We start from the raw sequence: 23,333 nt of genomic DNA, 5'->3' as shown, positions 1-23,333 counted from the left end.
CCACCATGGCAAGACGCGCCCCCCGCCCCGACGCTCCCGCCAAGACCGCATGGCGCTGGGCCGTGCTCGGCGTATTCATCGGAGCCTCGCTGGCATTCGCGCTGTATGCGCCGGCCCGGTGGCTCGCCGCCGGCCTGGCCCGGTGGAGCAACGGCCACCTGCAGCTGGTCAACGCACGCGGAACGGTCTGGACCGGATCGTCCGGTGTCGTGTTCTCGAGCGGCGCAGGCGGCGCGGAGGCCATCTCGCTGCCGGGAACGCTCGGCTGGACCTTGCGGCCAAGCTGGGACGGCGTCACGGCGTCGCTCGATCTCTCCTGCTGCGCGGCCAGGCCGCTGGAGTTCAAGGCCCGCCCGCGCGCGAGCGGCGTGGAGCTCGAATGGCGCGACGGCCAGTCTCGCTGGCCCGCCGCGATGCTCGCCGGCTTCGGCGCGCCATGGAACACGCTCAAGCTCGAAGGCGTGCTGGATATCTCGACCCAGGCCTTCGTCCTGCGCTCGAATGGTCCGCAACTGGCGCTCGAAGGGCGTGCGGCGCTCGACGCCACCGACATTTCTTCCAGTCTCTCGACCTTGAAACCGATGGGCAGCTACCGCGTTGCCCTCGAGGGAGGCGCTGCGCCGACCCTCCTGCTGACCACGCGCGACGGAAGCAGCCTGCAGCTCAGCGGCAGCGGCCGCTGGAATGGCGTCGCCTTCCGTTTCGACGGCGAAGCCAGCGCCGCGCCGGGACGGGAAGACGCACTTTCGAATTTGTTGAACATCATCGGGCGGCGCGAAGGAACGCGCTCGCTCATCACACTGGGTTGACCATGAAGCCAAAGACTTCGACCGGCATTCGCATCGGAACCATCGCGCTCGCGGCGCAGTTCCTGATCGCGGCCTGCATTCCTTCCGCCTTCGCACAGGAGACGACCGTGCGGCGCGGCGAACCGATCACGCTGAACTTCACCAACGCCGAGATCGAGTCCGTCGCACGCACCATGGCGGTCGTGACCGGCCGCGACGTGGTCGTCGACCCGCGTGTCAAGGGCACGCTCACGCTGCAGACCGATCGCGCCATCTCCCCCGACGCGGCTTTCAACCAGTTCGCTGCGGCGCTGCGGCTCCAGGGCTTCGCGGTGGTGCAGTCCGAAGGGCTCTACAAGGTGGTGCCGGAAGCCGACGCCAAGCTGCAGAGCAGCACCGTGACCACCTCGACGCCCACGGCGTCGAGCGTGAACGGCAACCAGATCGTCACGCAGATCTTCAAGCTCAACTACGAGTCGGCCAACAACCTGCTGCCGGTGCTGCGTCCGCTGATCGCGCCCAACAACACGATCAACGTGAACCCGGGCAACAACTCCCTGGTGATCACCGACTACGCCGAGAACATGCGCCGCCTCGCGCGAATCGTGGCGGCGCTGGACGTGCCGAACGCCTCGGACATCGAAGTGATCCCGCTCAAGCATTCGATCGCCACCGACATGGTGCCCCTGATTTCGCGCCTGCTGGAAGGCGGCGCGAGCACGACCGCAGGCGCCGCAACGCCGGGCTCGGTCGATTCGTCCTTCCGCACCACGCTGCTCGCCGAGCCGCGCGGCAATGCGCTCATCCTGCGTGCGGCGAACCCGGCGCGCGCGCAGCTCGTGCGCACGCTGGTCGACAAGCTCGACCGCCCGGCCATCGACAGCGGCAACGGCGCCGCCGGCAATGTCTATGTGGTCTATCTGAAGAACGCCGATGCGGTCAAGCTCGCGGCCACGCTGCGGGCGGCGATGTCGGCCGAAGCACGCGGCCTCTCCGGCACGGGCGGCTTCCAGGGGACGGGAGGCGGCACTACCCAACAGGCATCGCAGCAACTCAGCGCCACGCAGAGCGGCCTCTCGCAGACGAGTTCGGCGGCGACGGCGCCCCTCAACGCCAACGCCAACCAGCCGTCGACCGGCGGCCAGGTGCAGGCCGACCCGTCCACCAACTCGCTGATCATCACGGCACCCGAGCCGCAGTACCGGCAGATGCGTGCCGTGATCGATCGCCTCGACGGCAAGCGCGCCCAGGTGCTGGTCGAGAGCCTGATCGTGGAGGTCAATGCCGACAAGGCGGCCGAGTTCGGCATCCAGTGGCAGACCGGCCTCGGCAACAGCGGCGACCGGAATGTCGGCTTCATCGGCACCAACTCCAGCCTGGGCGGCCAGAACATCGTCGACCTCGCGGTCGGCCTGGCGACCGGCAACACCGCGACGCGGCCCTCGACCGGGATCAATTTCGGCATCGGAACCAAGTACGGCGGCCAGTACATCCTCAGCTTCATCGCGCGCTTCCTCGAAAGCAACGGCGAAGGCAACGTGCTGTCGACGCCCACGCTGCTGACGCTGGACAACGAGGAGGCCAAGATCGTAATCGGCCAGAACGTGCCCTTCCTCACGGGCCAGTTCACCAATACGGGCGCCGCCAACGGCTCGGTCAACCCGTTCCAGACCATCGAGCGCAAGGACGTCGGCCTGACGCTGCGGGTGCGGCCGCAGATCAACGAGAGCAACACCGTCAAGATGTCGATCTTCCAGGAGGTGTCGACCATCCAGGCGTCGACGCTCAACAACGTGAACGGCCCGACCACCAACAAGCGCAGCATCGAATCGAACGTGGTGGTCGACGACGGCAACATCATCGTGCTCGGCGGCCTGTTGCAGGACGAGTATTCGAGCGGCACCGAGAAGGTTCCGCTGGCTGGCGACATCCCGATCATCGGCAACTTCTTCAAGAGCGAGACACGCTCGCGCAAGAAGACCAACCTGATGGTGTTCCTGCGGCCGGTGGTGGTGCGCGACAACGCCGTCAGCGACCAGCTCGCCCTCGATCGCTACGACGCCATCCGCGGCCTGCAGCAGACCTCGCAACCCGAGAAGAACATCTTCCTGCGCAGCGTGGACGAGTCCGCTGTGCTGCCGGCGGCGCCGCCCGGGCAGGCCATGCAGCCGTTGCAGCCCACGCCTGTGCTGCCGCCGGCCGCCAATCCGGACCGCCGCATCGAGGGCACGCGCCTGGTGCCTCCGCCGCTCACGCCGGGCGACACGCGAGCCCTGCGCCCCAGCACCATGAAGGGCGCATTGCCTCCCACCGCCGATCCGTCGACGGCCCGCGAATTGCCCTAGAGTCCGCTCGTGCGCTATCCCCTCCCCTACGCCTTCGCTCGCGGCCAGCAGTTGTTGCTGGAAGAAACGGACGAAGGCAGCTACACCCTCTGGATGCCGAAGGTGCCTCCGCGCAGCGCGCTGGGCGAAGTGCTGCGCAAGTACCCGGTCAAGACTTTCGAGCCACTGGCGCCCGAGCAACTGGCGCAGCGCATCAGCGCCGCCTATGCGCAGGGCGAATCGAACGCCGCCGCGGTGGTAAGCGAAGTGCAGGGCGATGCCGACCTCTCGCGCATGATGCAGGAGCTGCCCGCGGTCGAGGACTTGCTCGAATCGGCCGGCGACGCGCCGATCATCCGCATGCTCAACGCGCTGCTCACTCAGGCGGCACGCGACGGCGCCAGCGACATCCACATCGAGCCCTACGAGCGGACCTCGTCGGTGCGCTTTCGCATCGACGGCACGCTGCGCGAAGTGGTGCAGCCCAATCGCGCGCTGCATGCGGCGCTGATCTCTCGCCTGAAGATCATGGCCGACCTCGACATCTCCGAGAAGCGCCTGCCGCAGGACGGTCGCATCAGCCTGCGCATCGGCACCCGAGCGGTCGACGTTCGCGTGTCGACGCTGCCCTCGGCGCATGGCGAGCGCGCGGTGCTGCGCCTGCTCGACAAGTCGGAAAGCAAGCTCACGCTGGAATCGGTCGGCATGCAGGGCGACACTCTCGCGCGCTTCGAGCAACTGATCGGCCAGCCGCACGGCATCATCCTGGTGACCGGCCCGACCGGCTCCGGCAAGACCACCACGCTCTACGCTGCGCTCAGCAGGCTCGACGCGAGCAGCAGCAACATCATGACGGTCGAGGACCCGATCGAGTACGAGCTGCCCGCCGTCGGCCAGACCCAGGTCAATGCCAAGATCGACCTGACCTTTGCCAAGGCCCTGCGCGCCATCCTGCGGCAAGACCCGGACGTGATCATGATCGGCGAGATCCGCGACTTCGAAACCGCGCAGATCGCCATCCAGGCATCGCTGACCGGCCACCTCGTGCTCGCGACGCTCCACACCAACGACTCCGTCAGCGCCGTCACGCGCCTGACCGACATGGGCGTCGAACCCTTCCTGCTCAGCTCGTCGCTGCTCGGCGTGCTGGCGCAGCGCCTGGTCCGCAAGCTGTGCCCCGTGTGCTCCGTCCCCGCGCCCGGCACCGAAGGCCAACCCGTGGGCTGCGACGCCTGCGGCCAGACCGGCTATCAGGGCCGCACCGGCATCTTCGAGCTGCTCGTGGCCGACGACACCGTTCAATCCCTCATCCACAATCGCGCCCCCGAAAGCCAGCTCTTCGTCGCCGCCGAACGCGGCGGCCTGCGCTCGATGCGCGAAGACGGCGAACGCCTCCTCAAGGCCGGCATCACCTCCCGCGCCGAACTCCTGCGAGTTACCAGAGACTAAGCAGCCCTTAGATGCCCGCCTATTCGTTTGACGCCATCGACCAGCAAGGCCAGCCGCGCAAGGGCGTGGTCGAAGCCGATACCGCCCGCAGTGCGCGCGGCATGCTGCGCGCGCAGGCGCTGATCCCCCTCGAGGTCACGCCGGTCGGCAGCGTCGAAAGCGGTGTGCCCGCAACGGGTGGCTGGCGCCGGATGTTCGGTGGCGGCCGCATCTTCAGTTCCACGACGCTGGCCGTCTGGACGCGCCAGATCGCGGGCCTCGTGTCTTCGGGCCTCCCGCTCGAACGCGCACTCACCGCGCTGACCGACGAAGCCGAGAGCGAGGCGCAACGCAACCTGGTCGCATCGCTGCGCGCCGAGGTCAACGCGGGCTCGCCATTCGGTCGCGCGCTCGCCCAGCATCCCCGCGAGTTCTCGCCCATCTACACCGCCGTGATCGGCGCCGGCGAGCAAAGCGGCAACCTCGGCCTCGTGCTGGAGCGTCTCGCCGATGACCTCGAACAGCGGCAGGCGCTGCAGCAGAAGCTCGTCGGTGCGGCCCTGTACCCGGCGATCGTGACGCTGGTCGCGATCGTCATCGTGATCTTCCTCGTGAGCTACGTGGTGCCGCAGGTCGCCAACGTGTTCGCGGGCACCAAGCGTGCGCTGCCGATCCTCACGGTGGCCATGCTGGCCCTCAGCGATTTCGTGCGCAACTACGGGTGGTTGATGCTGGGTGTCATCGTCCTCGGGACCATCGGTGCGCGAATGGCGCTGGCCCGCGAGGCATTCCGCGAGAAATTCGATGCGGCGTGGCTCAATCTTCCGCTCGTCGGCAAGCTCTCGCGCGGCTACAACGCCGCACGCTTCGCGAGCACGCTGGCGATGCTGGCGACGGCCGGGGTGCCGATCCTGCGTGCACTGCAGGCGGCATCCGAAACACTCGGCAACCGGGCCATGCGCGCCGATGCGCTCGATGCTCTGGTGCTGGTGCGCGAAGGCGCGCCGCTGGCTTCGGCATTGGCGCAGAAGAAGCGCTTTCCCGGCATCGTCTCGATGTTCGCGCGCCTCGGCGAGCAGACCGGCACCTTGCCGCTGATGCTGCAACGGGCGGCAAACCAGCTCGGCGCCGAGGTGCAGCGTCGCGCCATGCATCTCGCCACCATCCTGGAACCCCTGCTGATCGTGGCGATGGGCGGTGTCGTGATGCTGATCGTTCTGGCCGTGCTCATGCCGATCATCCAACTGAATCAATTCGTGAAATGACACTCACCCCCAGGCTTCGCGCACTTCGTGTCGCTTCGCCCACCCCCTGCCGGGGGCGAGCATGATCAGCCTCGACGACAAGCTGGTGGTGGCGATCTCCTCGCGTGCGCTCTTCAACCTGGAAGAAGAAAACCGCATCTTCGAATCGGGCGACGACGCGGGCTACATGAAGCTGCAGCTCGAACGCCTCGACGTGCCGGCCCGGCCGGGCATCGCCTACTCGCTGGTGCGCAAGCTGCTGCGTTTCAACGACGATGGCAAGCAGCGCGTCGAGGTCGTGATCCTGTCGCGCAACGACCCGGTGTCGGGAATGAGGATCTTCCGTTCGGGCGCGGCCAACGGCATCTCGCTGCAGCGCGGCGTTTTCACGCAGGGCCGGCCGCCGTTCGGCTATCTCCGGCCGCTGCGCGCGCACCTCTTTCTCTCGGTCAATGCAGAAGACGTGCGCGAAGCCCTCGTCGCCGGATTCCCCGCCGCGCGGGTGCTCGTCGAATCGGTGCAAGCCAGCGATGCCTACCCGGATGAAGTGCGCATCGCCTTCGACGGCGATGCGGTGCTCTTCAGCGATGAAGCCGAGCGCGTGTTCCAGGCCGAAGGCCTCGACGCCTTCCAGTTGCACGAAACGAGCAAGGCCCAGATGCCGCTGCCCGAAGGGCCGTTCAAGCCGCTGCTCGCGGCGCTGCACCGGCTGCAGCAGGCCAGCAGCCCGGCCATGCGCATCCGCACGGCGCTGGTCACCGCACGCAGCGCCCCGGCGCACGAGCGCGCCATCCGCACGCTGATGGACTGGAACATCAAGGTCGACGAGGCCATGTTCCTCGGCGGCCTGCCCAAGGGCGAATTCCTGCGCGAATTCGAGCCCGACTTCTTCTTCGACGACCAGACCGGCCACGTCGATTCGGCCGCGCGCCATGTGCCCTCGGGCCACGTGTCGAGCGGCATCAGCAATCTGCGCTGAGCCCCAGCGGGCCAACCTGTTTCAGCGCCGCTTAAGGTTGGGGCGCGTCCGGGGCGCTACGATGAAAGGAACGCGCCGCTCCGGCGTGAATCCCAGCGCACGCCATGACTGCTCCTACCGGCTCTCCCCCCAAGAACATCCTCGCCACCCTGCGCCGCATCGGCGCACTTGCGGCGCCCTACTTCCGATCGGAGGAAAAGTGGGTGGCGCGCGGCCTGCTCGCGGCCATCGTCGCCCTCAACCTGGGCGTGGTCTACATGCTGGTGCTCAACAACCAGTGGTACGCGCGCTTCTACGACGCCTTGCAGAACAAGGACGAGGCGGTGTTCTGGAAGGAGATCGTGTTCTTCTGCTGGATCGCGGCCGCCTACATCCTGATCGCGATCTTCAAGTTCTACCTGACGCAGTTGCTGCAGTTGCGCTGGCGGGCGTGGATGACGCGCAGCTACCTCGCGCGCTGGATGGCCAACCACACCTTCTACCATCTCGAACTCGCGCGCTACGGTCAGCAGGACGGGCAGACGCCGGACAACCCGGACCAGCGCATCCAGGAGGACATGCAGATCTTCACCGACTACACGATGACGCTGTCGATGGGCCTGCTCAACGCGGTGGTCACGCTGGTGAGCTTCATCGGCATCCTGTGGGGGCTGAGCGGCGTCGTGAGCCTGTCGCTCTTCGGCAGCACCTATTCGGTTCCCGGGTCCATGGTCTGGATCGCGCTGGCCTACTGCGCGGCCGGCACGGTCATCACGCACTACATCGGCCGGCCGCTGATCGGGCTGAACTTCCAGCAGCAACGCTATGAAGCCGACTTCCGCCACCATCTGGTGCGGGTGCGGGAATACAGCGAGGCCATCGCATTGGACCGCGGCGAGCAGGTCGAGCATGGGCAGCTCAAGCTGCGCTTCGGCTCCGTCCTGAAGAACTACCTGCAACTCATCAAGAAGCAGAAGAACCTGGTGGCCTTCACCGCTTCGTTCGGGCAAGCCTCGGTGATCTTCGCTTTCATCGTGCAGGCGCCGCGCTTCTTCAGCGGCGCGATCCAGCTGGGCCAACTCATGCAGGTCAACTCGGCGTTCGGCCGTGTGCAGGACTCGCTGAGCTGGTTCGTCGACAACTACGACCGCGTCGCGGTCTGGCGCGCCACCGCGGACCGGTTGACCTCGTTCGAGGCGGCGATGCGGCTCCATGACGGCACCGTCAGTGCGCTGGAACGCACGCCGTCGAAAGCCGGCGAGGGCCTGAGCGCCGCCGGTGTCAGCGTGGCCTTGCCCACGGGTGCGTCGCTGATCGAGGGCGCCGCCCTGTCGGTGAAGCCGGGCGACTCCGTGCTGCTCCAGGGTCCCTCGGGCAGCGGCAAGTCGACACTGTTCCGTTCCTTCGCCGGCATCTGGCCGTTCGCGAACGGTAAGGTCTCGGTGCCCGACAACGCGATGTTCATTCCGCAACGGCCGTACGTGCCCAACGGCCGCCTGCGGGACGCGCTGGCCTACCCCGATCCAGCCAGCAAGTACACCGACGCGCAGCTCGTGCAGGCCCTCGACGATGCCTTGTTGCCCGACCTCGCAAGCCGTCTCGACGACAGCGATGCGTGGAGCCAGAAGCTCTCGGGCGGCGAGCAGCAGCGCCTGGCAATCGCGCGCGTGCTGCTGCGCAAACCGGCGTGGCTCTTCGCCGACGAGGCCACCAGCGCGCTCGACGCCGAAGCGGAGGAGACCTTGTACAAGCGCCTGGCTGCCGGCGTCCGCGCCGCGGGCGGCGCGATGGTTTCGATCGCGCACCGCGCCTCGGTCGGCGCCTTCCACGACAGACGCTGGACGCTGGTACCCGAATCCGACGGCGCGTCGGCGCGCTACAGGGTCGAGGCCACGTAGCGCTCCCAGCCCCGCGCGCGCAGTTCGCACGCGGGACAGTTGCCGCAGCCGTAGCCCCAGGCGTGGCGCTGGTCGCGGTCGCCGAGGTAGCAGGTGTGGGTGTCCTCGACGATCAGGTCGATCAGCGGACCGCCGCCCAGCCGGTGCGCCATGGCCCAGGTCTCGGACTTGTCGATCCACATCAGCGGCGTCTCGATCACGAAGCGCCGATCCATGCCAAGCGAGAGGGCGAGTTGCATCGCCTTCATGGTGTCGTCGCGGCAATCGGGGTAGCCGGAGAAATCCGTCTCGCACACGCCGGTGACGATCACCTCCAGCCCGCGCCGGTAGGCCAGCGCACCGGCCAGTGTCAGGAACATCAGGTTGCGCCCGGGCACGAAGGTGTTCGGCAGTCCGTTCGCCTGCATCTCGAAGGCGATGTCCTGCGTGAGCGACGAGGCGCTGACCTGGCCCAGTACATCGACCGACAGCATGTGGTCTTCACCCAGGCGCGGCGCCCATTGCGGGAAGCGCTCGCGCAAGTGCGCCAGGACGGTGGTCCGCGCGTCGAGTTCGACGCGATGGCGCTGGCCGTAGTCGAAGCCGATGGTTTCCACGCGCTCGTACTTTTCGAGCGCATCGGCGAGACAGGTGGTGGAATCCTGGCCGCCGGAGAAGAGGACGAGTGCGGTGGTGTGCATGTTGAGCGCCATTGATCTGCACGGGCAGCTACTTCACAGGAAGCGCTCTAGCAGCTTGCGCGAAGCGCGATCCAGCGCCTTCACGTCGGGAATGCGGAACTGCACGCCGTGCGCGCTGGCGATCAGCAGCGCACCGCCTTCCAGCCGCCGGATGTCCTCCTCGGCCTTGAGCACGAAACTGCTGTCGCCGCGGTCCGTGCTCACCTGCCAGGTGCTGGGCACGCCGAAGCTCGACACCTTGTGCAGCTTCAGCAGCGTCGGCGCAAAGTCGCGCGCCGCCAGATCCTCGTCGAGCAACTCGCGCACCGATGCGGGCAGGGCGTCCATCCGGTCGACCCACACCAGCTCGCGGCCGTCGCTGCCGACCAGCGAAATGCCGTCGTCCGGCGCGGTGAGCGGAAATGCACGCACCGGCACGACGCCGATATGGCGCATGCCTTCCGAATCGGTCAGCACCAGGTGGCCGAACGCATCGCGTTCCAGTTGAAATCGCTCCATCATGCGTCCCCCGCCGGATGGGCCGCGTGGCTGCCGAGCGCCATCGCCACCGCTGCGCGTTCGGCCGCGGCGCCGGCGCTCTCGTCGTCGGCTTGCCGCAGTTGCGCCTGGTAGAGCCGCCAGTAGGCGCCCTGCTTCGCCATGAGTTCGTCGTGCGGCCCCACCTCGACGATCTCGCCGCGGTCCATCACCACCAAGCGATCGGCCTTGCGCAGCGTCGAGAGCCGGTGCGCGATGGCGATCGTCGTGCGGCCCTGCACGAGGTTGTCGAGCGCCTTCTGGATTTCCTTCTCGGTCTCGGTGTCGACCGCCGAGGTGGCTTCGTCGAGGATCAGGATGCGCGGGTCGATCAGCAGCGCGCGCGCAATGCTGATGCGCTGTCGCTCGCCGCCCGAGAGCCCCTGCCCGCGCTCGCCGACCAGCGAGTCGTAGCCATGCGCCAACCGCAGGATGAAATCGTGCGCATGCGCGGCGCGGGCTGCGGCGACGATCTCCTCGCGCGTGGCGTCGGGCTTGCCGTAGGCGATGTTCTGCGCGATGGTGCCGAAGAACAGGAAAGGCTCCTGCAGCACCAGCCCCACGTGGCGCCGGTAGTCCGCCACCGCGAAGCGGCGGATGTCGGTGCCGTCGACCTTGATGGCGCCGTCGGTCACGTCGTAGAAGCGGCAGATCAGGTTGACCAGCGTGCTCTTGCCCGAGCCGCTGTGGCCGACGAGGCCGATCATCTCGCCCGGCTCGATCACCAGGTCGAGGTCGCGGATCACCGCGCGGCTGCCGTAGCGGAAACCCACGTCGGCCATCTCGATGCGCCCCTGGACGCGCTCGACCCTCACCGGGTTGACCGGCTCCGGCACGTTGCTCACGTGGTCGAGGATGTCGAAGATGCGCTTGGCGCCGGCCGCCGCCTTCTGCGTGACCGAGACGATGCGGCTCATCGAATCGAGCCGCGTGTAGAAGCGCCCGATGTAGGCGATGAAGGCGGTGAGCACACCGACCGTGATGCTGCCGCGCGCCACCTGCCAGATACCGAAGCCCCAGACCACGAGCAGGCCGATCTCCGTCAGCAGCGATACGCTGGGCGTGAACAGCGACCAGGTCTTGTTGAGCTTGTCGTTGACCTGCAGGTTGTAGAGGTTCGCGGCGTGGAATCGATCGGCCTCCCGCTTTTCCTGCGCGAAGGCCTTGACCACCCGGATGCCAGGGATGGTGTCGGCCAGCACGTTGGTGACCTCGCTCCACACGCGGTCGATCTTCTCGAAGCCGGTGCGCAGGCGGTCGCGCACGACGTGGATCATCCAGGCGATGAAGGGCAGCGGGACCAGCGTGACAACCGCCAGCAGCGGGTTGATCGAGAACAGGATCACCGCCGTCATCGTGATCATCAGCACGTCGGTCAGGAAGTCGAGTGCGTGCAACGACAGGAAAACGTTGATGCGGTCGGTTTCGGACCCGATGCGCGCCATCAGGTCGCCCGTGCGCTTGCCGCCGAAGTAATCCAGCGGCAACGTGAGCAAGTGTTCGTAAGTGGTGGTGCGCAGGTCGGCGCCGATGCGTTCGGACACCAGCGCCAGCATGTAAGTACGCGCCCAGCCGAGCGCCCAGCCGACCAGCGCGGCCCCCAGCAATGCGCTGAGGAACATCACCACCTTGGCGACCGCAATCTTCTGGCCGTTCTGGAACGGGATCAGGATGTCGTCCATCAGCGGGATGGTCAGGTAGGGCGGCACCAGCGTGGCGGCGGTCGAGGCCAGCGTCAGCAGGAAGCCTGTGATGAGCTGCTTGCGGTAGGGCTTGGCAAAGCGGCCCAGCCGAAGCAGCACCCAGGTGGACGGCGGGGTCTGGAGTTCGGGCTCGACGAGCGCCGCGTCGTCGATGTCGGCGCCCTCGCCTGTCGCCTGCGCGACTCCGGCAGCCTGCTGATCGAACAGCTTCTGCAGGCGAAGCGCCACCGGCTGGTTCGCCAGGGTGTACCGCCAGCGGGCCAACCGGCCCTCGGCGTCCCGCAGGTCGAGCGTGCCGACGCCGGCATGGTCGGCCATCTGCAGCTCGAGGCCCGGGGCGGGAAGCAGCCATTCCGCCCAGCTGCCGTCAGGCGCGCGGGCCAGCAAACGGCGATCCGTCAGCGCCAGCAGCCCGGACGCAAACCGAAGATCCCCGTCAAGGTCAACCGGCAGGCTCGCCAGAACGTTTTCCGCATCAGTGAGCCGGCTTTTCAGAATGTCTGAAGCCTCCTCCGCTTCGCCCCCCGGGGTGCCTACTGGATCGTGATGTTGCATTGTGTTTCTGTATCTCTGGCCCGCCAACGGACCCTTCATGGCGCTCGCCGGGCGCCGATTCTGACCGATGACCATGGGCGCTCTTGAAGGTGCCGCGGTGCTCGGCCAAAGCACATCGAACGTTTTCATGACCCGTTTCGACGACATACGCCTGCTGCGCATCAACTATTTGCGCGGCCCCAACCTCTGGACCTACCGGCCCGTGCTGGAAGTCTGGCTCGACCTTGGCGCGCTCGAGGACTATCCCTCCAACAAGATAGACGGCTTCACCGACCGCCTGACGACCCTGCTGCCGGCGCTGATCGAGCACCACTGCGGCGTCGGCGAGCGCGGTGGCTTCATCCAGCGCCTGACCGAAGGTACCTGGGCGGGCCATGTGCTGGAGCATGTCGTGATCGAGCTGCTTAACCTGGCCGGCATGCCGACCGGCTTCGGCCAGACGCGCAGCACTTCGCAGCATGGCGTCTACCGAATGGTGTTCCGCGCGCGTGACGAGCAGGTCGCCCGCGTGGCGCTGGCCGAAGGCCACCGGCTGCTGATGGCCGCCATCAACAACGACCCCTTCGACGCCGCGGACGTGCAGCGCGCGGTCGACGCGGTCAAGGCCAAGGTCGAGGACTGCTACCTCGGCCCGAGCACCGCCTGCATCGTGGGCGCCGCCACCGATCGCGGCATCCCGCATATGCGGCTCAACAGCGGCAACCTCGTGCAGCTCGGCTACGGCGCCAACCAGCAACGCATCTGGACGGCCGAGACCGACTACACCAGCGCCATCGGCGAATCCATCGCCAGCGACAAGGAACTGACCAAGTCGCTGCTCGCCAGTTGCGGCGTGCCGGTGCCCGAAGGCCAGGTGGTCGCCAACGCCGAGGAAGCCTGGGAAGCCGCCGAGGACATCGGCCTGCCCGTGGCCGTCAAGCCGTCGGACGCCAACCATGGCCGCGGCGTCTCGCTCGAACTCCACACGCGCGAGGAGGTCATGGCCGCCTTCGCCGTCGCCGAGCCCGAGGGCAGCGACGTGATGGTCGAGCGCTTCATCCGCGGCTCGGAACACCGCCTGCTGGTGGTCGGCGGACAGGTCGTCGCCGCGGCGCGCGGCGAGATCATCACCGTGACCGGCGACGGAACCTCGACCGTGGCCCAGCTCATCGACAGCCAGCTCAACAGCGACCCGCGCCGCGGCGCGGAAGAAGAATTCCCGCTGGACGTGATCGTTCTCGATACCGACGCCAAGCTGCAGCTCGAACTCAAGCGCCAGGACCTCGACGGCGCCTCGGTGCCCGCCGCCGGACGGGTCGTCACGATCCAGCGCAACGGCAACATGGCCATCGATTGCACCGACCAGGTCCACCCCGACGTTGCGCATGCCGCCGTGCTGGCCGCCCGCGTGGTCGGCCTGGACATCGCCGGCGTCGACCTCGTGGCGCTGGACATCTCGCGGCCGCTGGCGGCCCAGGGCGGCGCCATCGTCGAAGTCAACGCCGGGCCCGGCCTGCTGATGCACCTGAAGCCCGCCGTCGGTTCGCCGCGACCCGTGGGTCGCGCGATCTGCGACCACCTGTTCCCGGACGAAGCGCCGGGCCGCATTCCCGTGGTCGGCGTCGCCGGCTCGCGTGACACGGCCGTGCTCGCCCGCCTGGTTGCCTGGTTGATCGGCCTCGGCGGCCGCCACACCGGCCTGGCTTGCCGCGACGGCCTCTTCCTCGAACGCCGCCGTGTCGATGCGCGCGACAGCGCCAACTGGGCTGCCGGCCACCGCCTGCTGGTCAACCGCGCCGTTCAGGCCGTGGTTGTCGAGAACGGTGCCGAAACCATCCTGCGCGACGGCCTTGCGTACGACCGCTGCGCAGTCGGCATCGTCACGGACCTCGACGGCGCGGAGGCGCTGACCGAATTCGACATCACCGAGAGCGACCAGATGGTGCGAGTGCTTCGCACGCAGGTCGACGTCGTGCTGCCCGAAGGCACCGCCGTTCTCAACGCCGCCGACCAGCGCGTGGCCGGCCTTGCGCCGCTGTGCGATGGCGACGTGATCCTTTATTCAGCCGATCCACAAGCCGAGGCACTCGCCAGGCACCAGTCCAGCGGCGGCAAGGCCGTGCTGGTGCGCCAGGACCGCGTGGTGCTGGCCAACGGCAGCAGCGAATCCTTCCTGCCAGGCCTCGGCCGCCTGACGATCTGGCGCGCCACGCATGTGGGCGTCAGCCTTGAAAGCCTTCTTGCGGCCATCGCGGCAGGCTGGGCGCTCGGCATTCCGCTGAACCTGATCGGTGCCGGCGTCGAAGCTTTCGAAGCCGACCTTCAAGCAGCGTTGGCGTCGCTGCAGCTATCGCAGACCCTTCTCTCGCCCGTCGAACAACAATTTGCCTGACCGGCGGACCCGATCCGCTGGCCCCTACCGTCATGGAAGTCACACGCACCCGCGCCTTGCGCGGCCCCAATCTGTGGAGCCGCCACACCTGCATCGAGGCGATCGTCACCTGCAAGGAGGACGAGAACGCCATCGAACGGCTGGCCGGCTTCGAGCCCCGCCTGCGCGCCTTGTTCCCGCACATCGGCGAACTGCACCCCGTCGTCCTGGGCCAGCCGCTGGCGCTCGCCCACGTGCTCGAGAACGCAGCCGTGGCGATGCAGGCCCAGGCGGGCTGTGCAGTGAACTTCGGCCACACGGCGCGCACGATCGAGGAAGGCGTCTACCAGGTCACTTTCCAGTACAGCGAAGAGGCTGTCGGCCGGCGCGCGCTCGAACTGGCCAAGGCACTCATCGACGCGGCGCAGAACGGCACCGATTTCGACGCCACCGCGGCCATCACCGAACTGCGCGACCTCGACGAATCCGAACGGCTCGGCCCGAGCACCGGCTCCATCGTCGATGCGGCCGTCGCGCGCGGCATTCCGTATCGCCGCCTCACCTCCGGCAGCCTCGTGCAGTTCGGCTGGGGCTCCAAGCAGCGCCGCATCCAGGCCGCGGAAGTCGACAGCACCAGCGGCGTGGCCGAAGCGATCGCCCAGGACAAGGAACTGACCAAGCAGCTGCTCAATGCGGCCGGCGTACCGGTTCCGCTGGGCCGCCCGGTCACCGACGCCGACGACGGCTGGGCCGCCGCGCAGGAAATCGGCCTGCCGGTCGTGGTCAAGCCGCAGGACGGCAACCAGGGCAAGGGCGTCACCGTCAACATCACGACGCGGGAGCAGCTGATCTCCGCCTATGACTCGGCTGCCACCTATGGCGAGGTCATGGTCGAGAAATTCCTTCCCGGCTTCGACTTCCGCCTGCTGGTCGTGGGCGACCGGCTGGTGGCGGCCGCCCGCCGCGATCCGCCGAACGTGATCGGCGACGGCGTGAAGACCGTCCGCGAGCTGGTCGACGTGGTCAACCAGGATCCGCGACGCGGCGAAGGCCATGCGACCTCGCTTACCAAGATCCGGCTCGACGACATCGCCATCGGCCGCCTGGAGGCGCAAGACCTCACGCCCGAGAGCGTGCCCGCGCTCGGCCAGCGCGTGGTGCTGCGCAACAACGCCAACCTCTCCACCGGGGGCACCGCCACCGACGTGACCGACACCGTGCACCCGGAAGTGGCCGCACGCGCGGTCGATGCGGCGCAGATGGTCGGCCTGCACATCTGCGGCGTCGACATGGTCTGCGAGAACGTGCTGCGTCCGCTGGAGGAGCAGCACGGCGGCGTGGTCGAGGTCAACGCCGCACCCGGCCTGCGCATGCACATCTCGCCTTCCTTCGGCCGGGGCCGCGCGGTCGGCGAGGCGGTGATGGACACCCTCTTCGCGCATGGCGACGACGGCCGCATCCCCGTGGTGGCCGTCACCGGCACCAACGGCAAGACCACCACCGCGCGCCTGATCAACCACCTGCTCGCCGGCAGCGGCCTGCGCACCGGCATGACCAACACCGACGGCGTCTACGTCGACGGCAGGCAGACCGACAGCGGCGACTGCAGCGGCCCCAAGAGCGCGCGCAACGTGCTGCTGCACCCGGACGTCGATGCGGCCGTATTCGAAGTGGCGCGCGGCGGCATCCTCCGCGAAGGCCTCGGCTTCGACCGCTGCCAGGTGGCGGTGGTGACCAACATCGGCAGCGGCGACCACCTGGGCCTCAACTACATCACGACGGTCGAAGACCTGGCGGTGCTCAAGCGCGTCGTCGTGCGCAACGTGGCGCCCACCGGCTACGCCGTGCTCAACGCGGCCGACCCCAACGTGGCGGCAATGGCCGTCACCTGCCCCGGCAGCGTGATCTTCTTCGCCGCCGACCGGCAGCATCCCGTGATGGCGACGCACCGCGCGCAGGGCAAGCGCACGGTCTACGTCGACCAGGACACGCTGGTCGCAGCCGAGGGCTCATGGCGCGAGCGCATTCCGCTGCGCGACGTTCAGATCACCCGCAACGGCACCATCGGCTTCCAGGTCGACAACGTCATGGCGTCGGTCGCCGCCGCCTGGGCGGTGGGCCTGGACTGGGACACCATCCGCAGCGGCCTCGCCAGCTTCAAGAACGACGCCGCCGGCGTGCCCGGCCGCTTCAACGTGATGGACTACCGAGGCGCGACCGTGATCGCCGATTACGGCCACAACACCGACGCGATGCGCGCGCTGGTCGCCGCGGTCGACACCATGCCCGCAAAGAAGCGCTCGGTGGTGATCAGCGGCGCCGGCGACCGCCGCGACTGCGACATCCGCGACCAGACCGCCATCCTCGGCGAAGCCTTCGACGACGTGATCCTCTACCAGGATGCGGCGCAACGCGGCCGTGCCGACGGCGAGGTCATGGCCTTGCTGCGACAGGGCCTCGAAGGCGCGCAGCGCACGCGCTTCATCGACGAGATCCGCGGCGAGTTCATCGCCATCGACAGCGCGCTCGCGCGACTGCAGCCGGGCGACCTCTCGCTGATCCTGGTCGACCAGGTCGACGAAGCGCTCGCTCACCTCGCCAAGCGCATCGCGGCGGGCTGAGCCTGCGCAGGGGTACCGCCGCGGATGCGGCAGGCTTCTGCGAGTCTTCTGCCCGTCCGCTTGCGGGATTTGTCCGACAAGAACGTGCGCCGCAGGGGACTGGCCGGCCGCCCCGATCTCCCACAAACTCCGGACTTCCCGGGCGGCAGACTGGGCACCCAAGTCGGTGCAAGTCGTGCCGCCAAGCAAAGGAGTGATCCATGTCAACTGCTCTTCGTTCGTGCCTCGCGGTTCTCGTCGCGGCCGGTGGTCTTGTCGGTGCATCGTCGGTGCTCGCCCAAGGGTCCGCCTCCGGATCCCTCGTGTGCGACGGCGTCCAACAGAACAAGCAGGCGTGTCTGCGCGAAAAAGGTGCGGCGCAACAGGAAGCGCGCCGTGGCGGGCTCTCGAGTCCCGATGCGGCGACCCTGCAGGCAAATGCCCTGGCGCGGTGCAACCGCCAACCTCCCGAAGACCGCGCCGCCTGCGAGGCACGCGTGCTGGGCACCGGGCAGACCAACGTCACCGGCAGCGTCCTGGGCGGCGGCGTGATCCGCACGACCGTGGTGCCTGTCCCGGCGCGGTAGCGCGCCCGCTGCGGCCACAGGGTAGGTCCAATGTCCTACCCGGTCATGCGGCTGTCACAAATGGCGAAGGGGCGCTGGCTATAGTCGAAGGCGTGTCTCCACGAGGAAAGCTCCCCCATGAACGCCATCAAGGTCGCTCGCCGGTTCATCGAAACGGATCCGGCCAACGAGTCGGCAAAGATCCTCGCCAGGCTGGTGCTGGCGCTCGAGTCGGAGCACAGCTTCGAACTGGTCACGCTGTATGAACTCGACTACAAGAGCTTCCAGTTGGCGATGGACATCCTCAAGGAATGGCGACTCGATCGCTACTACGCCAGCAAGTCCAAGCTGTTCGACCTGTCGATGCAGGTCAATGAACTGGAAAACTGATTCCGGCGCGCTCGCGCCACTGGGCGCGCCATGACCGAGTTCGAACTCAAGTTCCAGATCGATCCACCGCAGCAGGCCGCGGTCGAGGCGGCGGTGGCCCGGGGACGCTCCTACCGCACGCGGCTTCGGGCACGCTATTTCGATACTGCCGATGGCGCCCTCGCGGCGCATCGCATCGTGCTGCGCCTGCGCAAGGAAGGCGGCACCTGGGTGCAGACGGTCAAGGCGCCGACGGACGGGCCGCTCATGCGCCACGAACACAACTTCGAGCTGCCCCCCATGGGTGCGCGCGAGGTGCCCTTGCCGCGAATCGACCGGCACGATGGCACGCCCGTCGGCGAGCTTGTCGCCAAGGTACTGCGCCAGGCCGGGCATGACCCGGCAACGGCCGAACTCGTCCCGCTCTACGGCACCGACGTCTGGCGCACCACGCGTGAGATGCGCACCGGCGATGCGCTGGTCGAACTCGCCTTCGATCGCGGCCAGGTGCGGGTGGGTGAGCACGCGCAGGCGCTGTGCGAGCTGGAGATCGAACTGAAGCACGGCAGCCCGCAATCGATGCTCGAACTGGCCCAGCGCTGGCGCAACCGGTACGGGCTTTGGCTCGACACCGTTTCCAAGTCGGCACGGGGCGAACGGCTGGCCAAGGGCATCCGGCACGGGCCGCCGACCAAGGCGGTGCAACCCGCGCTGGAAGCCGATCTGTCCGGCCCGGAGGTTTTCCGCGCGGTACTGAACACCTGCCTCGCGCAGATCCTTCCCAACGCAAGCGAAGTCGCCGCAGGCAGCGGAGATGCGGAGCACGTGCATCAACTGCGCGTGGGCATCCGGCGCCTGCGGACCGCCTTGCGCGAGATGGCCGATCTCGCACCGCACATCAACCCCGCGTGGGAGACAGCGCTCGTCGGCGCGTTCCGTGCGCTCGGCGTCCAGCGCGATCGAGAGCATCTGCGTCAGACCGTGCAGCCGCAGATCGAGGCTGCGGGCGGCCCTCCCGTCGCATGGACTGACGGCGACGGCGTTCCGGAACCCGCGGATGTGGTGCGCGGCGCGGATTTCCAGGCGGTGTTGATGGATCTGGTCACGGCCTCGCTGCCCACCGACGCCACGGAAGCTGCCTCGGCAGAAGCGCCGCCCGCCCGCAAGCTGCTGCGGGAGCGGCTGGCGAAGCTGCATCGCCAGGTGCTGCGCGACGGCCGGCGCTTCGAAGCGCTGGAGCCCGCCGCCCAGCACCGTGTGCGCAAGCGCCTCAAGCGCCTGCGCTACCTCGGCGAGTTCGTCGCGCCGCTGTTCGCGCGGCGCGAAGCAAGGCGCTATCTGAAGGAACTGGAGCCCGCCCAGGACGCGCTCGGCAAGCACAACGACGACGCCGTGGCGATCGCGGCCTATCGGGAGCATGCCGCCCACGACGGGCGCGCATGGTTCGCCGTCGGCTGGCTCAGCGCGCGGCAACCCGCCGATGCGGTCGAATGCCGCAAGGCGCTCGACAGGATCGCCGACGCGCGGCCCTTCTGGAAGAAGCCCTAGCTGCTCAACGCGGAGGGCTGTGACCAACCCCGCGGCATGCCGTGCAGCACGGCCTTGGCGTCGAGCGACCGGATCGCCACCGAGGTGTCGTTCGGGATGCGCCCCTGCGCGACCATGGCTTCGTAACGCAGCGCGCTGACTCGCAGGAACGAAGAGAAGTTGCCGACCTCTCCTCGCGCCGCAACCAGTTCATCGTAGAGCTTCTCGATCAGTTGCACGACACCCATGTCGTCGCGCGCCGCGATTTCCTCCAGCACCTGCCAGAAGAGGTTTTCGAGCCGGATGCTGGTGACGACGCCGTGCAGCCGGACCGAGCGCGTGCGGCTGTCGTAGCTCTGGGGATCGGCGCTGATGAAAACTTCGCACATGAGCCTTCTCCTGTGTCGGGGCAGGTGACGCGGATCAAGACTGTAGCGTCACCGGCGGCTGCGCATCAGGTCTCGATGCGCGTGCCGAGCACCTTGAGGAACTGTCCGATCCACGCCGGATGGGCCGGCCATGCCGGCGCGGTGACGAGATTGCGATCGGTCACGGCCTGGTCGACCGGGATGCCCATGTACTCGGCGCCGGCGAGTTCGACTTCGACCTGGCAGGCCGGATAGGCCGAGACCTTGCGGCCCTTCAGCAGCCCCGTGGCCGCCAGCAGTTGCGCACCGTGGCAGACCGCCGCCACCGGCTTGTCGGCGGCGAGGAAATGCCTGGCGATCTCGACGACGCGGCTGTTCAGGCGCAGGTACTCGGGCGCGCGGCCGCCGGGGATGACCAGGGCGTCATAGGCCTCGGGGCGCACATCGGCAAAATTCGCGTTCAGCGTGAATCGGTGACCCGGCTTCTCGCTGTAGGTCTGGGCGCCCTCGAAGTCGTGGATCGCGGTATGGACCCAGTCGCCGGCCTTCTTGTCCGGCGCGACCGCATGGACCGTGTGGCCCACGGCCAGCAGGGCCTGGAACGGCACCATGGTTTCGTAGTCTTCGGCGTAGTCGCCGCAAAGCATCAGGATCTTGCGTGCCATCGTGTCTCCTTCAAGGTGTGGACAGGCGAATCCGTGAGGATCCGGCTTGGCCCCATTGTTCGGAAGGAGAGGCGATGGGTGGTAGCAGTCGGTTGTGACATTCGGGCTAGCGCCCCCAGCGCAGCACCAGCGGATCGAGCCGCCGCGCAGTCTCGATCAGTCCCGCCCGCGTGTCCGGATGCATGGCCGCCAGCGGATGGCGCGGGGCCTCGCACTCGATCACGCCGCCCTCTTTCATCAGCGCCTTGCAGGCCAACAACCCGGCTTGCCTGTTCTCGTAGTTGATCAAGGGCAGCCACTGCTGGTAGCGCTCGAAGGCCTGCTCGCGCCGGCCCGCGAGATGGTCCGCGATGATGGGCCGGATGCCGTCGGGGTAGCCGCCGCCTGTCATCGACCCCGTAGCGCCTGCATCAAGATCGGGCATCAGCGTGATGGCTTCCTCGCCGTCCCACGGCCCTTCGATGGCATCACCGCCGAGCCGGATGAGTTCGCGCAGCTTCGCCGCGGCGCCCGCCGTCTCGATCTTGAAGTACGCGACGTGCTCGATCTCCTTCGCCATGCGCGCGAGAAACGGCGCCGTCAGCACCGTGCCGCTGGCCGGTGCGTCCTGGATCATGATGGGGATGTCGACCGCGTCGGACAGGCGCGCATAGAAGTCCTGGATCTGCGGCTCCGACACGCGAAAGGTCGCGCCGTGGTACGGCGGCATCACCATCAGCATCGCGGCGCCCATGTCCTGCGCGCGGCGGCTGCGTTCGGCGCAGACCTTGGTGCTGAAGTGCGTGGTCGTGACGATCACCGGCACGCGGCCGGCGACGTGCTCCAGGATCGCGCGGGTCAGCACCTCGCGCTCGTCATCCGACAGCACGAACTGCTCGGAGAAGTTCGCGAGGATGCAGATGCCGTCGGAGCCGGCGTCGATCATGAAATCGATGGCGCGTTTCTGGCTCGGGAGATCGAGCTCGCCCGACTCGGTGAAGGTGGTCGGCGCCACCGGAAAGATGCCCTGGTAGCGGCGTTTCGTCGAAGCGGTCATGAAAGGTTCTCCGTATCAATGCGAATGGCGCGGCACGGCCGCGCCGCGGCAACCGACGAGGAAGTCGAAGTCGCAGCCCTCGTCCGCCTGCAGCACGTGCTCGACGTAGAGGCGCTGGTAGCCGCCGCCCTTGAGGGGCGCCGAGCCGGCGGCGATGGCCTCGAGGCGTGCGGCCAGTTCGGCGTCGCTGATGTCGAGATGCAGCCGGCCCTCATGGCAATCGAGCTCGATCCAGTCCCCGTCGCGCACCGCTGCCAGCGGACCGCCGTCCGCCGCCTCGGGCGCGACGTGCAGCACCACCGTGCCATAGGCCGTGCCACTCATGCGCGCATCGGAGATGCGCACCATGTCCTTGATGCCTTGGCGAAGCAGCTTGGGCGGCAGCCCCATGTTGCCGACCTCGGCCATGCCGGGGTAGCCCTTGGGGCCGCAGTTCTTCATCACGAGCACGGAGCTGGCATCCACGTCGAGCGCCTCGTCGACGATGCGCTCCTTGTAGTGCTCCAGGTTCTCGAACACCACGGCGCGGCCGCGATGCTTGAGCAGGTTGGGCGATGCGGCCGATGGCTTCAGCACCGCGCCCCTCGGCGAGAGGTTGCCGCGCAGGATGCAGATGCCGCCGTCGTCGATGAGCGGCTTGTCGAGCGGGCGGATCACCTCGTCGTCGTGGCTCGGCGCATCGCGCACGTTCTCCCACAGGGTCCTGCCGTTGACCGTGAGCGCGTCCGGATGCGGCAGCAGGCCGTGCTCGCCAAGGCGGCGCAGCACCGCCGGAAGGCCACCCGCGTAGTAGAACTCTTCCATCAGGAATCGGCCCGACGGCATCAGGTCCACCAGCGTCGGCGTGCCGCGCCCGATGCGCGTCCAGTCCTCCAGTTCGAGCGGCACGCCGATGCGCCCCGCGATCGCCTTCAGGTGGATCACGGCATTGGTCGAGCCGCCGATCGCGGCATTGGTGCGGATGGCGTTCTCGAAGGCCTCGCGCGTGAGGATCTTCGACAGCGTCAGCCCTTCGCGCGCCATCTCGACCGCCCGCATGCCCGACATCTGTGCCAGCACGTAGCGCCTGGCGTCGACAGCCGGGATCGCCGCGTTGTGCGGCAGCGATGCGCCCAGCGCCTCGGCCATGCAGGCCATGGTCGAGGCCGTGCCCATGGTGTTGCAGGTGCCTGCCGATCTCGACATGCCCGCTTCGGCCGAGAGGAACTGGTGCACGTTGATCTCGCCGGCCTTCATCGCCTCGTGCAACTGCCACACGGCCGTGCCGGAGCCGATGTCGCGGCCTTCGAGCTTGCCATTGAGCATCGGCCCGCCCGTGACCACGATGGCCGGGATGTCGCAGCTCGCCGCACCCATCATCAACGCGGGCGTGGTCTTGTCGCAGCCCGTGAGCAGCACGACCGCATCGATCGGATTGCCGCGAATGGCCTCCTCCACGTCCATGCTCGCAAGGTTGCGCGTGAGCATCGCGGTCGGGCGCAGGTTCGATTCGCCGTTGGAGAACACCGGGAACTCCACCGGAAAACCGCCCGCCTCCGAGATGCCCCGCTTCACGTGCTCGGCGATCTTGCGGAAATGCGCGTTGCAGGGCGTCAGCTCCGACCAGGTGTTGCAGATGCCCACGATGGGCCGCCCGTCGAACTCGTGCTCGGGAATGCCCTGGTTCTTCATCCAGCTTCGGTACATGAAGCCGTTCTTGTCGGCCGTGCCGAACCATTCGGCCGAACGCAGTTTTCTCGGGGAGTCGGACATGCGATG

The 23,333-nt window shown here is 67.9% G+C and carries 18 protein-coding genes; 11 read left to right on the top strand and 7 right to left on the bottom strand.

The window, feature by feature from the left end; genetic code table 11:
* Nucleotides 1–5: 5 nt before the first annotated feature.
* The 6 genes from gspN (at nt 6) to QTH97_RS11100 (ending at nt 8,640) form a co-directional block, all read left to right on the top strand.
* Nucleotides 6–809, top strand: a complete 804-nt coding sequence (gene gspN, locus QTH97_RS11125) for a type II secretion system protein N (RefSeq protein WP_286568198.1) — start codon at nt 6–8, stop codon at nt 807–809.
* A 2-nt stretch (nt 810–811) separates the two neighbouring features.
* Nucleotides 812–3,133 carry a type II secretion system secretin GspD gene (gene gspD / locus QTH97_RS11120; protein ID WP_286568197.1) on the top strand — a complete coding sequence of 774 codons (2,322 nt, stop codon included), beginning with the start codon at nt 812–814 and terminating at the stop codon, nt 3,131–3,133.
* A gap of 9 nt (nt 3,134–3,142) precedes the next feature.
* Entirely contained in the window at nt 3,143–4,561 is a 1,419-nt protein-coding gene (gspE, locus tag QTH97_RS11115; protein ID WP_286568196.1) for a type II secretion system ATPase GspE, read from the top strand.
* Between the two features lie 11 nt (nt 4,562–4,572).
* Nucleotides 4,573–5,805, top strand: coding sequence for a type II secretion system inner membrane protein GspF (gspF, locus tag QTH97_RS11110; protein ID WP_286568195.1), 1,233 nt, complete (start codon nt 4,573–4,575; stop codon nt 5,803–5,805).
* 61 nt (nt 5,806–5,866) lie between these two features.
* On the top strand, nt 5,867–6,763 hold the full coding sequence (locus tag QTH97_RS11105) for a 5'-nucleotidase (protein WP_286568194.1): 897 nt from the start codon (nt 5,867–5,869) through the stop codon (nt 6,761–6,763).
* Between the two features lie 104 nt (nt 6,764–6,867).
* The gene (locus QTH97_RS11100; RefSeq protein WP_286568193.1) at nt 6,868–8,640 is read left to right on the top strand and encodes an ABC transporter ATP-binding protein/permease; all 1,773 of its coding nucleotides are present in this window, start codon (nt 6,868–6,870) and stop codon (nt 8,638–8,640) included.
* Here QTH97_RS11100 and queC read toward each other — a convergent pair.
* Genes queC through QTH97_RS11085 form a run of 3 tightly spaced genes read right to left on the bottom strand, consistent with a single transcriptional unit; the run spans nt 8,619 to nt 12,094 of the window.
* Nucleotides 8,619–9,320, bottom strand: a complete 702-nt coding sequence (gene queC, locus QTH97_RS11095) for a 7-cyano-7-deazaguanine synthase QueC (protein WP_286568192.1) — start codon at nt 9,318–9,320, stop codon at nt 8,619–8,621. The genes QTH97_RS11100 and queC overlap by 22 nt on opposite strands.
* Before the next feature lie 33 nt (nt 9,321–9,353).
* Nucleotides 9,354–9,821: a cyanophycin metabolism-associated DUF1854 family protein gene (locus tag QTH97_RS11090; protein WP_286568191.1), complete on the bottom strand. Its 468-nt coding sequence runs from the start codon at nt 9,819–9,821 to the stop codon at nt 9,354–9,356.
* A complete protein-coding gene (locus QTH97_RS11085; protein ID WP_444813417.1) occupies nt 9,818–12,094 on the bottom strand; it encodes a cyanophycin metabolism-associated ABC transporter in 2,277 nt (758 codons plus the stop codon). Before QTH97_RS11085 ends, QTH97_RS11090 begins: the two co-directional genes overlap by 4 nt.
* A 127-nt stretch (nt 12,095–12,221) precedes the next feature.
* Here QTH97_RS11085 and QTH97_RS11075 point away from each other — a divergent pair, with 127 nt between their 5' ends.
* The 5 genes from QTH97_RS11075 to QTH97_RS11055 all read left to right on the top strand — a co-directional run bounded on the left by QTH97_RS11075 (nt 12,222) and on the right by QTH97_RS11055 (nt 19,527).
* Complete coding sequence (locus tag QTH97_RS11075) at nt 12,222–14,465, top strand: cyanophycin synthetase (protein ID WP_286568188.1); 2,244 nt, start codon at nt 12,222–12,224, stop codon at nt 14,463–14,465.
* Between the two features lie 32 nt (nt 14,466–14,497).
* Nucleotides 14,498–17,065 (top strand): cyanophycin synthetase, encoded by a 2,568-nt coding sequence (cphA, locus tag QTH97_RS11070; protein ID WP_286568187.1) that lies wholly within the window; start codon nt 14,498–14,500, stop codon nt 17,063–17,065.
* Between the two features lie 200 nt (nt 17,066–17,265).
* Nucleotides 17,266–17,631 carry a hypothetical protein gene (locus tag QTH97_RS11065; protein WP_286568186.1) on the top strand — a complete coding sequence of 122 codons (366 nt, stop codon included), beginning with the start codon at nt 17,266–17,268 and terminating at the stop codon, nt 17,629–17,631.
* 117 nt (nt 17,632–17,748) lie between these two features.
* On the top strand, nt 17,749–18,000 hold the full coding sequence (locus tag QTH97_RS11060) for a hypothetical protein (RefSeq protein WP_286568185.1): 252 nt from the start codon (nt 17,749–17,751) through the stop codon (nt 17,998–18,000).
* A 30-nt stretch (nt 18,001–18,030) separates the two neighbouring features.
* On the top strand, nt 18,031–19,527 hold the full coding sequence (locus QTH97_RS11055; RefSeq protein WP_286568184.1) for a CYTH and CHAD domain-containing protein: 1,497 nt from the start codon (nt 18,031–18,033) through the stop codon (nt 19,525–19,527).
* On the opposite strand, the gene QTH97_RS11050 is transcribed toward QTH97_RS11055, so the two are convergent.
* The 4 genes from QTH97_RS11050 to QTH97_RS11035 all read right to left on the bottom strand — a co-directional run bounded on the left by QTH97_RS11050 (nt 19,524) and on the right by QTH97_RS11035 (nt 23,327).
* The gene (locus tag QTH97_RS11050) at nt 19,524–19,895 is read right to left on the bottom strand and encodes a ribbon-helix-helix domain-containing protein (protein ID WP_286568183.1); all 372 of its coding nucleotides are present in this window, start codon (nt 19,893–19,895) and stop codon (nt 19,524–19,526) included. The two genes, QTH97_RS11055 and QTH97_RS11050, sit on opposite strands and share 4 nt — an antisense overlap.
* A gap of 65 nt (nt 19,896–19,960) precedes the next feature.
* Nucleotides 19,961–20,539: a DJ-1/PfpI family protein gene (locus QTH97_RS11045; protein WP_286568182.1), complete on the bottom strand. Its 579-nt coding sequence runs from the start codon at nt 20,537–20,539 to the stop codon at nt 19,961–19,963.
* A gap of 106 nt (nt 20,540–20,645) precedes the next feature.
* Nucleotides 20,646–21,575 carry a dihydrodipicolinate synthase family protein gene (locus tag QTH97_RS11040; protein ID WP_286568181.1) on the bottom strand — a complete coding sequence of 310 codons (930 nt, stop codon included), beginning with the start codon at nt 21,573–21,575 and terminating at the stop codon, nt 20,646–20,648.
* 15 nt (nt 21,576–21,590) lie between these two features.
* Nucleotides 21,591–23,327, bottom strand: coding sequence for an IlvD/Edd family dehydratase (locus QTH97_RS11035; RefSeq protein WP_286568180.1), 1,737 nt, complete (start codon nt 23,325–23,327; stop codon nt 21,591–21,593).
* Nucleotides 23,328–23,333: the final 6 nt, after the last annotated feature.

It is taken from the genome of Variovorax gracilis (assembly GCF_030317115.1).
Classification (GTDB): Bacteria; Pseudomonadota; Gammaproteobacteria; order Burkholderiales; family Burkholderiaceae_C; genus Variovorax; species Variovorax gracilis.
Note: the sequence above shows the minus strand (reverse complement) of the source record. Positions and strands in the feature narration are given on the sequence as shown.

Coding starts and splice junctions, on each gene's coding strand:
- gspN (WP_286568198.1), top strand. CDS start 6: ATGGCAAGACGCGCCCCCCGCCCCGACGCTCCCGCCAAGACCGCATGG.
- gspD (WP_286568197.1), top strand. CDS start 812: ATGAAGCCAAAGACTTCGACCGGCATTCGCATCGGAACCATCGCGCTC.
- gspF (WP_286568195.1), top strand. CDS start 4,573: ATGCCCGCCTATTCGTTTGACGCCATCGACCAGCAAGGCCAGCCGCGC.
- QTH97_RS11105 (WP_286568194.1), top strand. CDS start 5,867: ATGATCAGCCTCGACGACAAGCTGGTGGTGGCGATCTCCTCGCGTGCG.
- QTH97_RS11100 (WP_286568193.1), top strand. CDS start 6,868: ATGACTGCTCCTACCGGCTCTCCCCCCAAGAACATCCTCGCCACCCTG.
- queC (WP_286568192.1), bottom strand. CDS start 9,320: ATGCACACCACCGCACTCGTCCTCTTCTCCGGCGGCCAGGATTCCACC.
- QTH97_RS11090 (WP_286568191.1), bottom strand. CDS start 9,821: ATGATGGAGCGATTTCAACTGGAACGCGATGCGTTCGGCCACCTGGTG.
- QTH97_RS11085 (WP_444813417.1), bottom strand. CDS start 12,094: ATGCAACATCACGATCCAGTAGGCACCCCGGGGGGCGAAGCGGAGGAG.
- QTH97_RS11075 (WP_286568188.1), top strand. CDS start 12,222: ATGACCCGTTTCGACGACATACGCCTGCTGCGCATCAACTATTTGCGC.
- cphA (WP_286568187.1), top strand. CDS start 14,498: ATGGAAGTCACACGCACCCGCGCCTTGCGCGGCCCCAATCTGTGGAGC.
- QTH97_RS11065 (WP_286568186.1), top strand. CDS start 17,266: ATGTCAACTGCTCTTCGTTCGTGCCTCGCGGTTCTCGTCGCGGCCGGT.
- QTH97_RS11060 (WP_286568185.1), top strand. CDS start 17,749: ATGAACGCCATCAAGGTCGCTCGCCGGTTCATCGAAACGGATCCGGCC.
- QTH97_RS11055 (WP_286568184.1), top strand. CDS start 18,031: ATGACCGAGTTCGAACTCAAGTTCCAGATCGATCCACCGCAGCAGGCC.
- QTH97_RS11050 (WP_286568183.1), bottom strand. CDS start 19,895: ATGTGCGAAGTTTTCATCAGCGCCGATCCCCAGAGCTACGACAGCCGC.
- QTH97_RS11045 (WP_286568182.1), bottom strand. CDS start 20,539: ATGGCACGCAAGATCCTGATGCTTTGCGGCGACTACGCCGAAGACTAC.
- QTH97_RS11040 (WP_286568181.1), bottom strand. CDS start 21,575: ATGACCGCTTCGACGAAACGCCGCTACCAGGGCATCTTTCCGGTGGCG.
- QTH97_RS11035 (WP_286568180.1), bottom strand. CDS start 23,327: ATGTCCGACTCCCCGAGAAAACTGCGTTCGGCCGAATGGTTCGGCACG.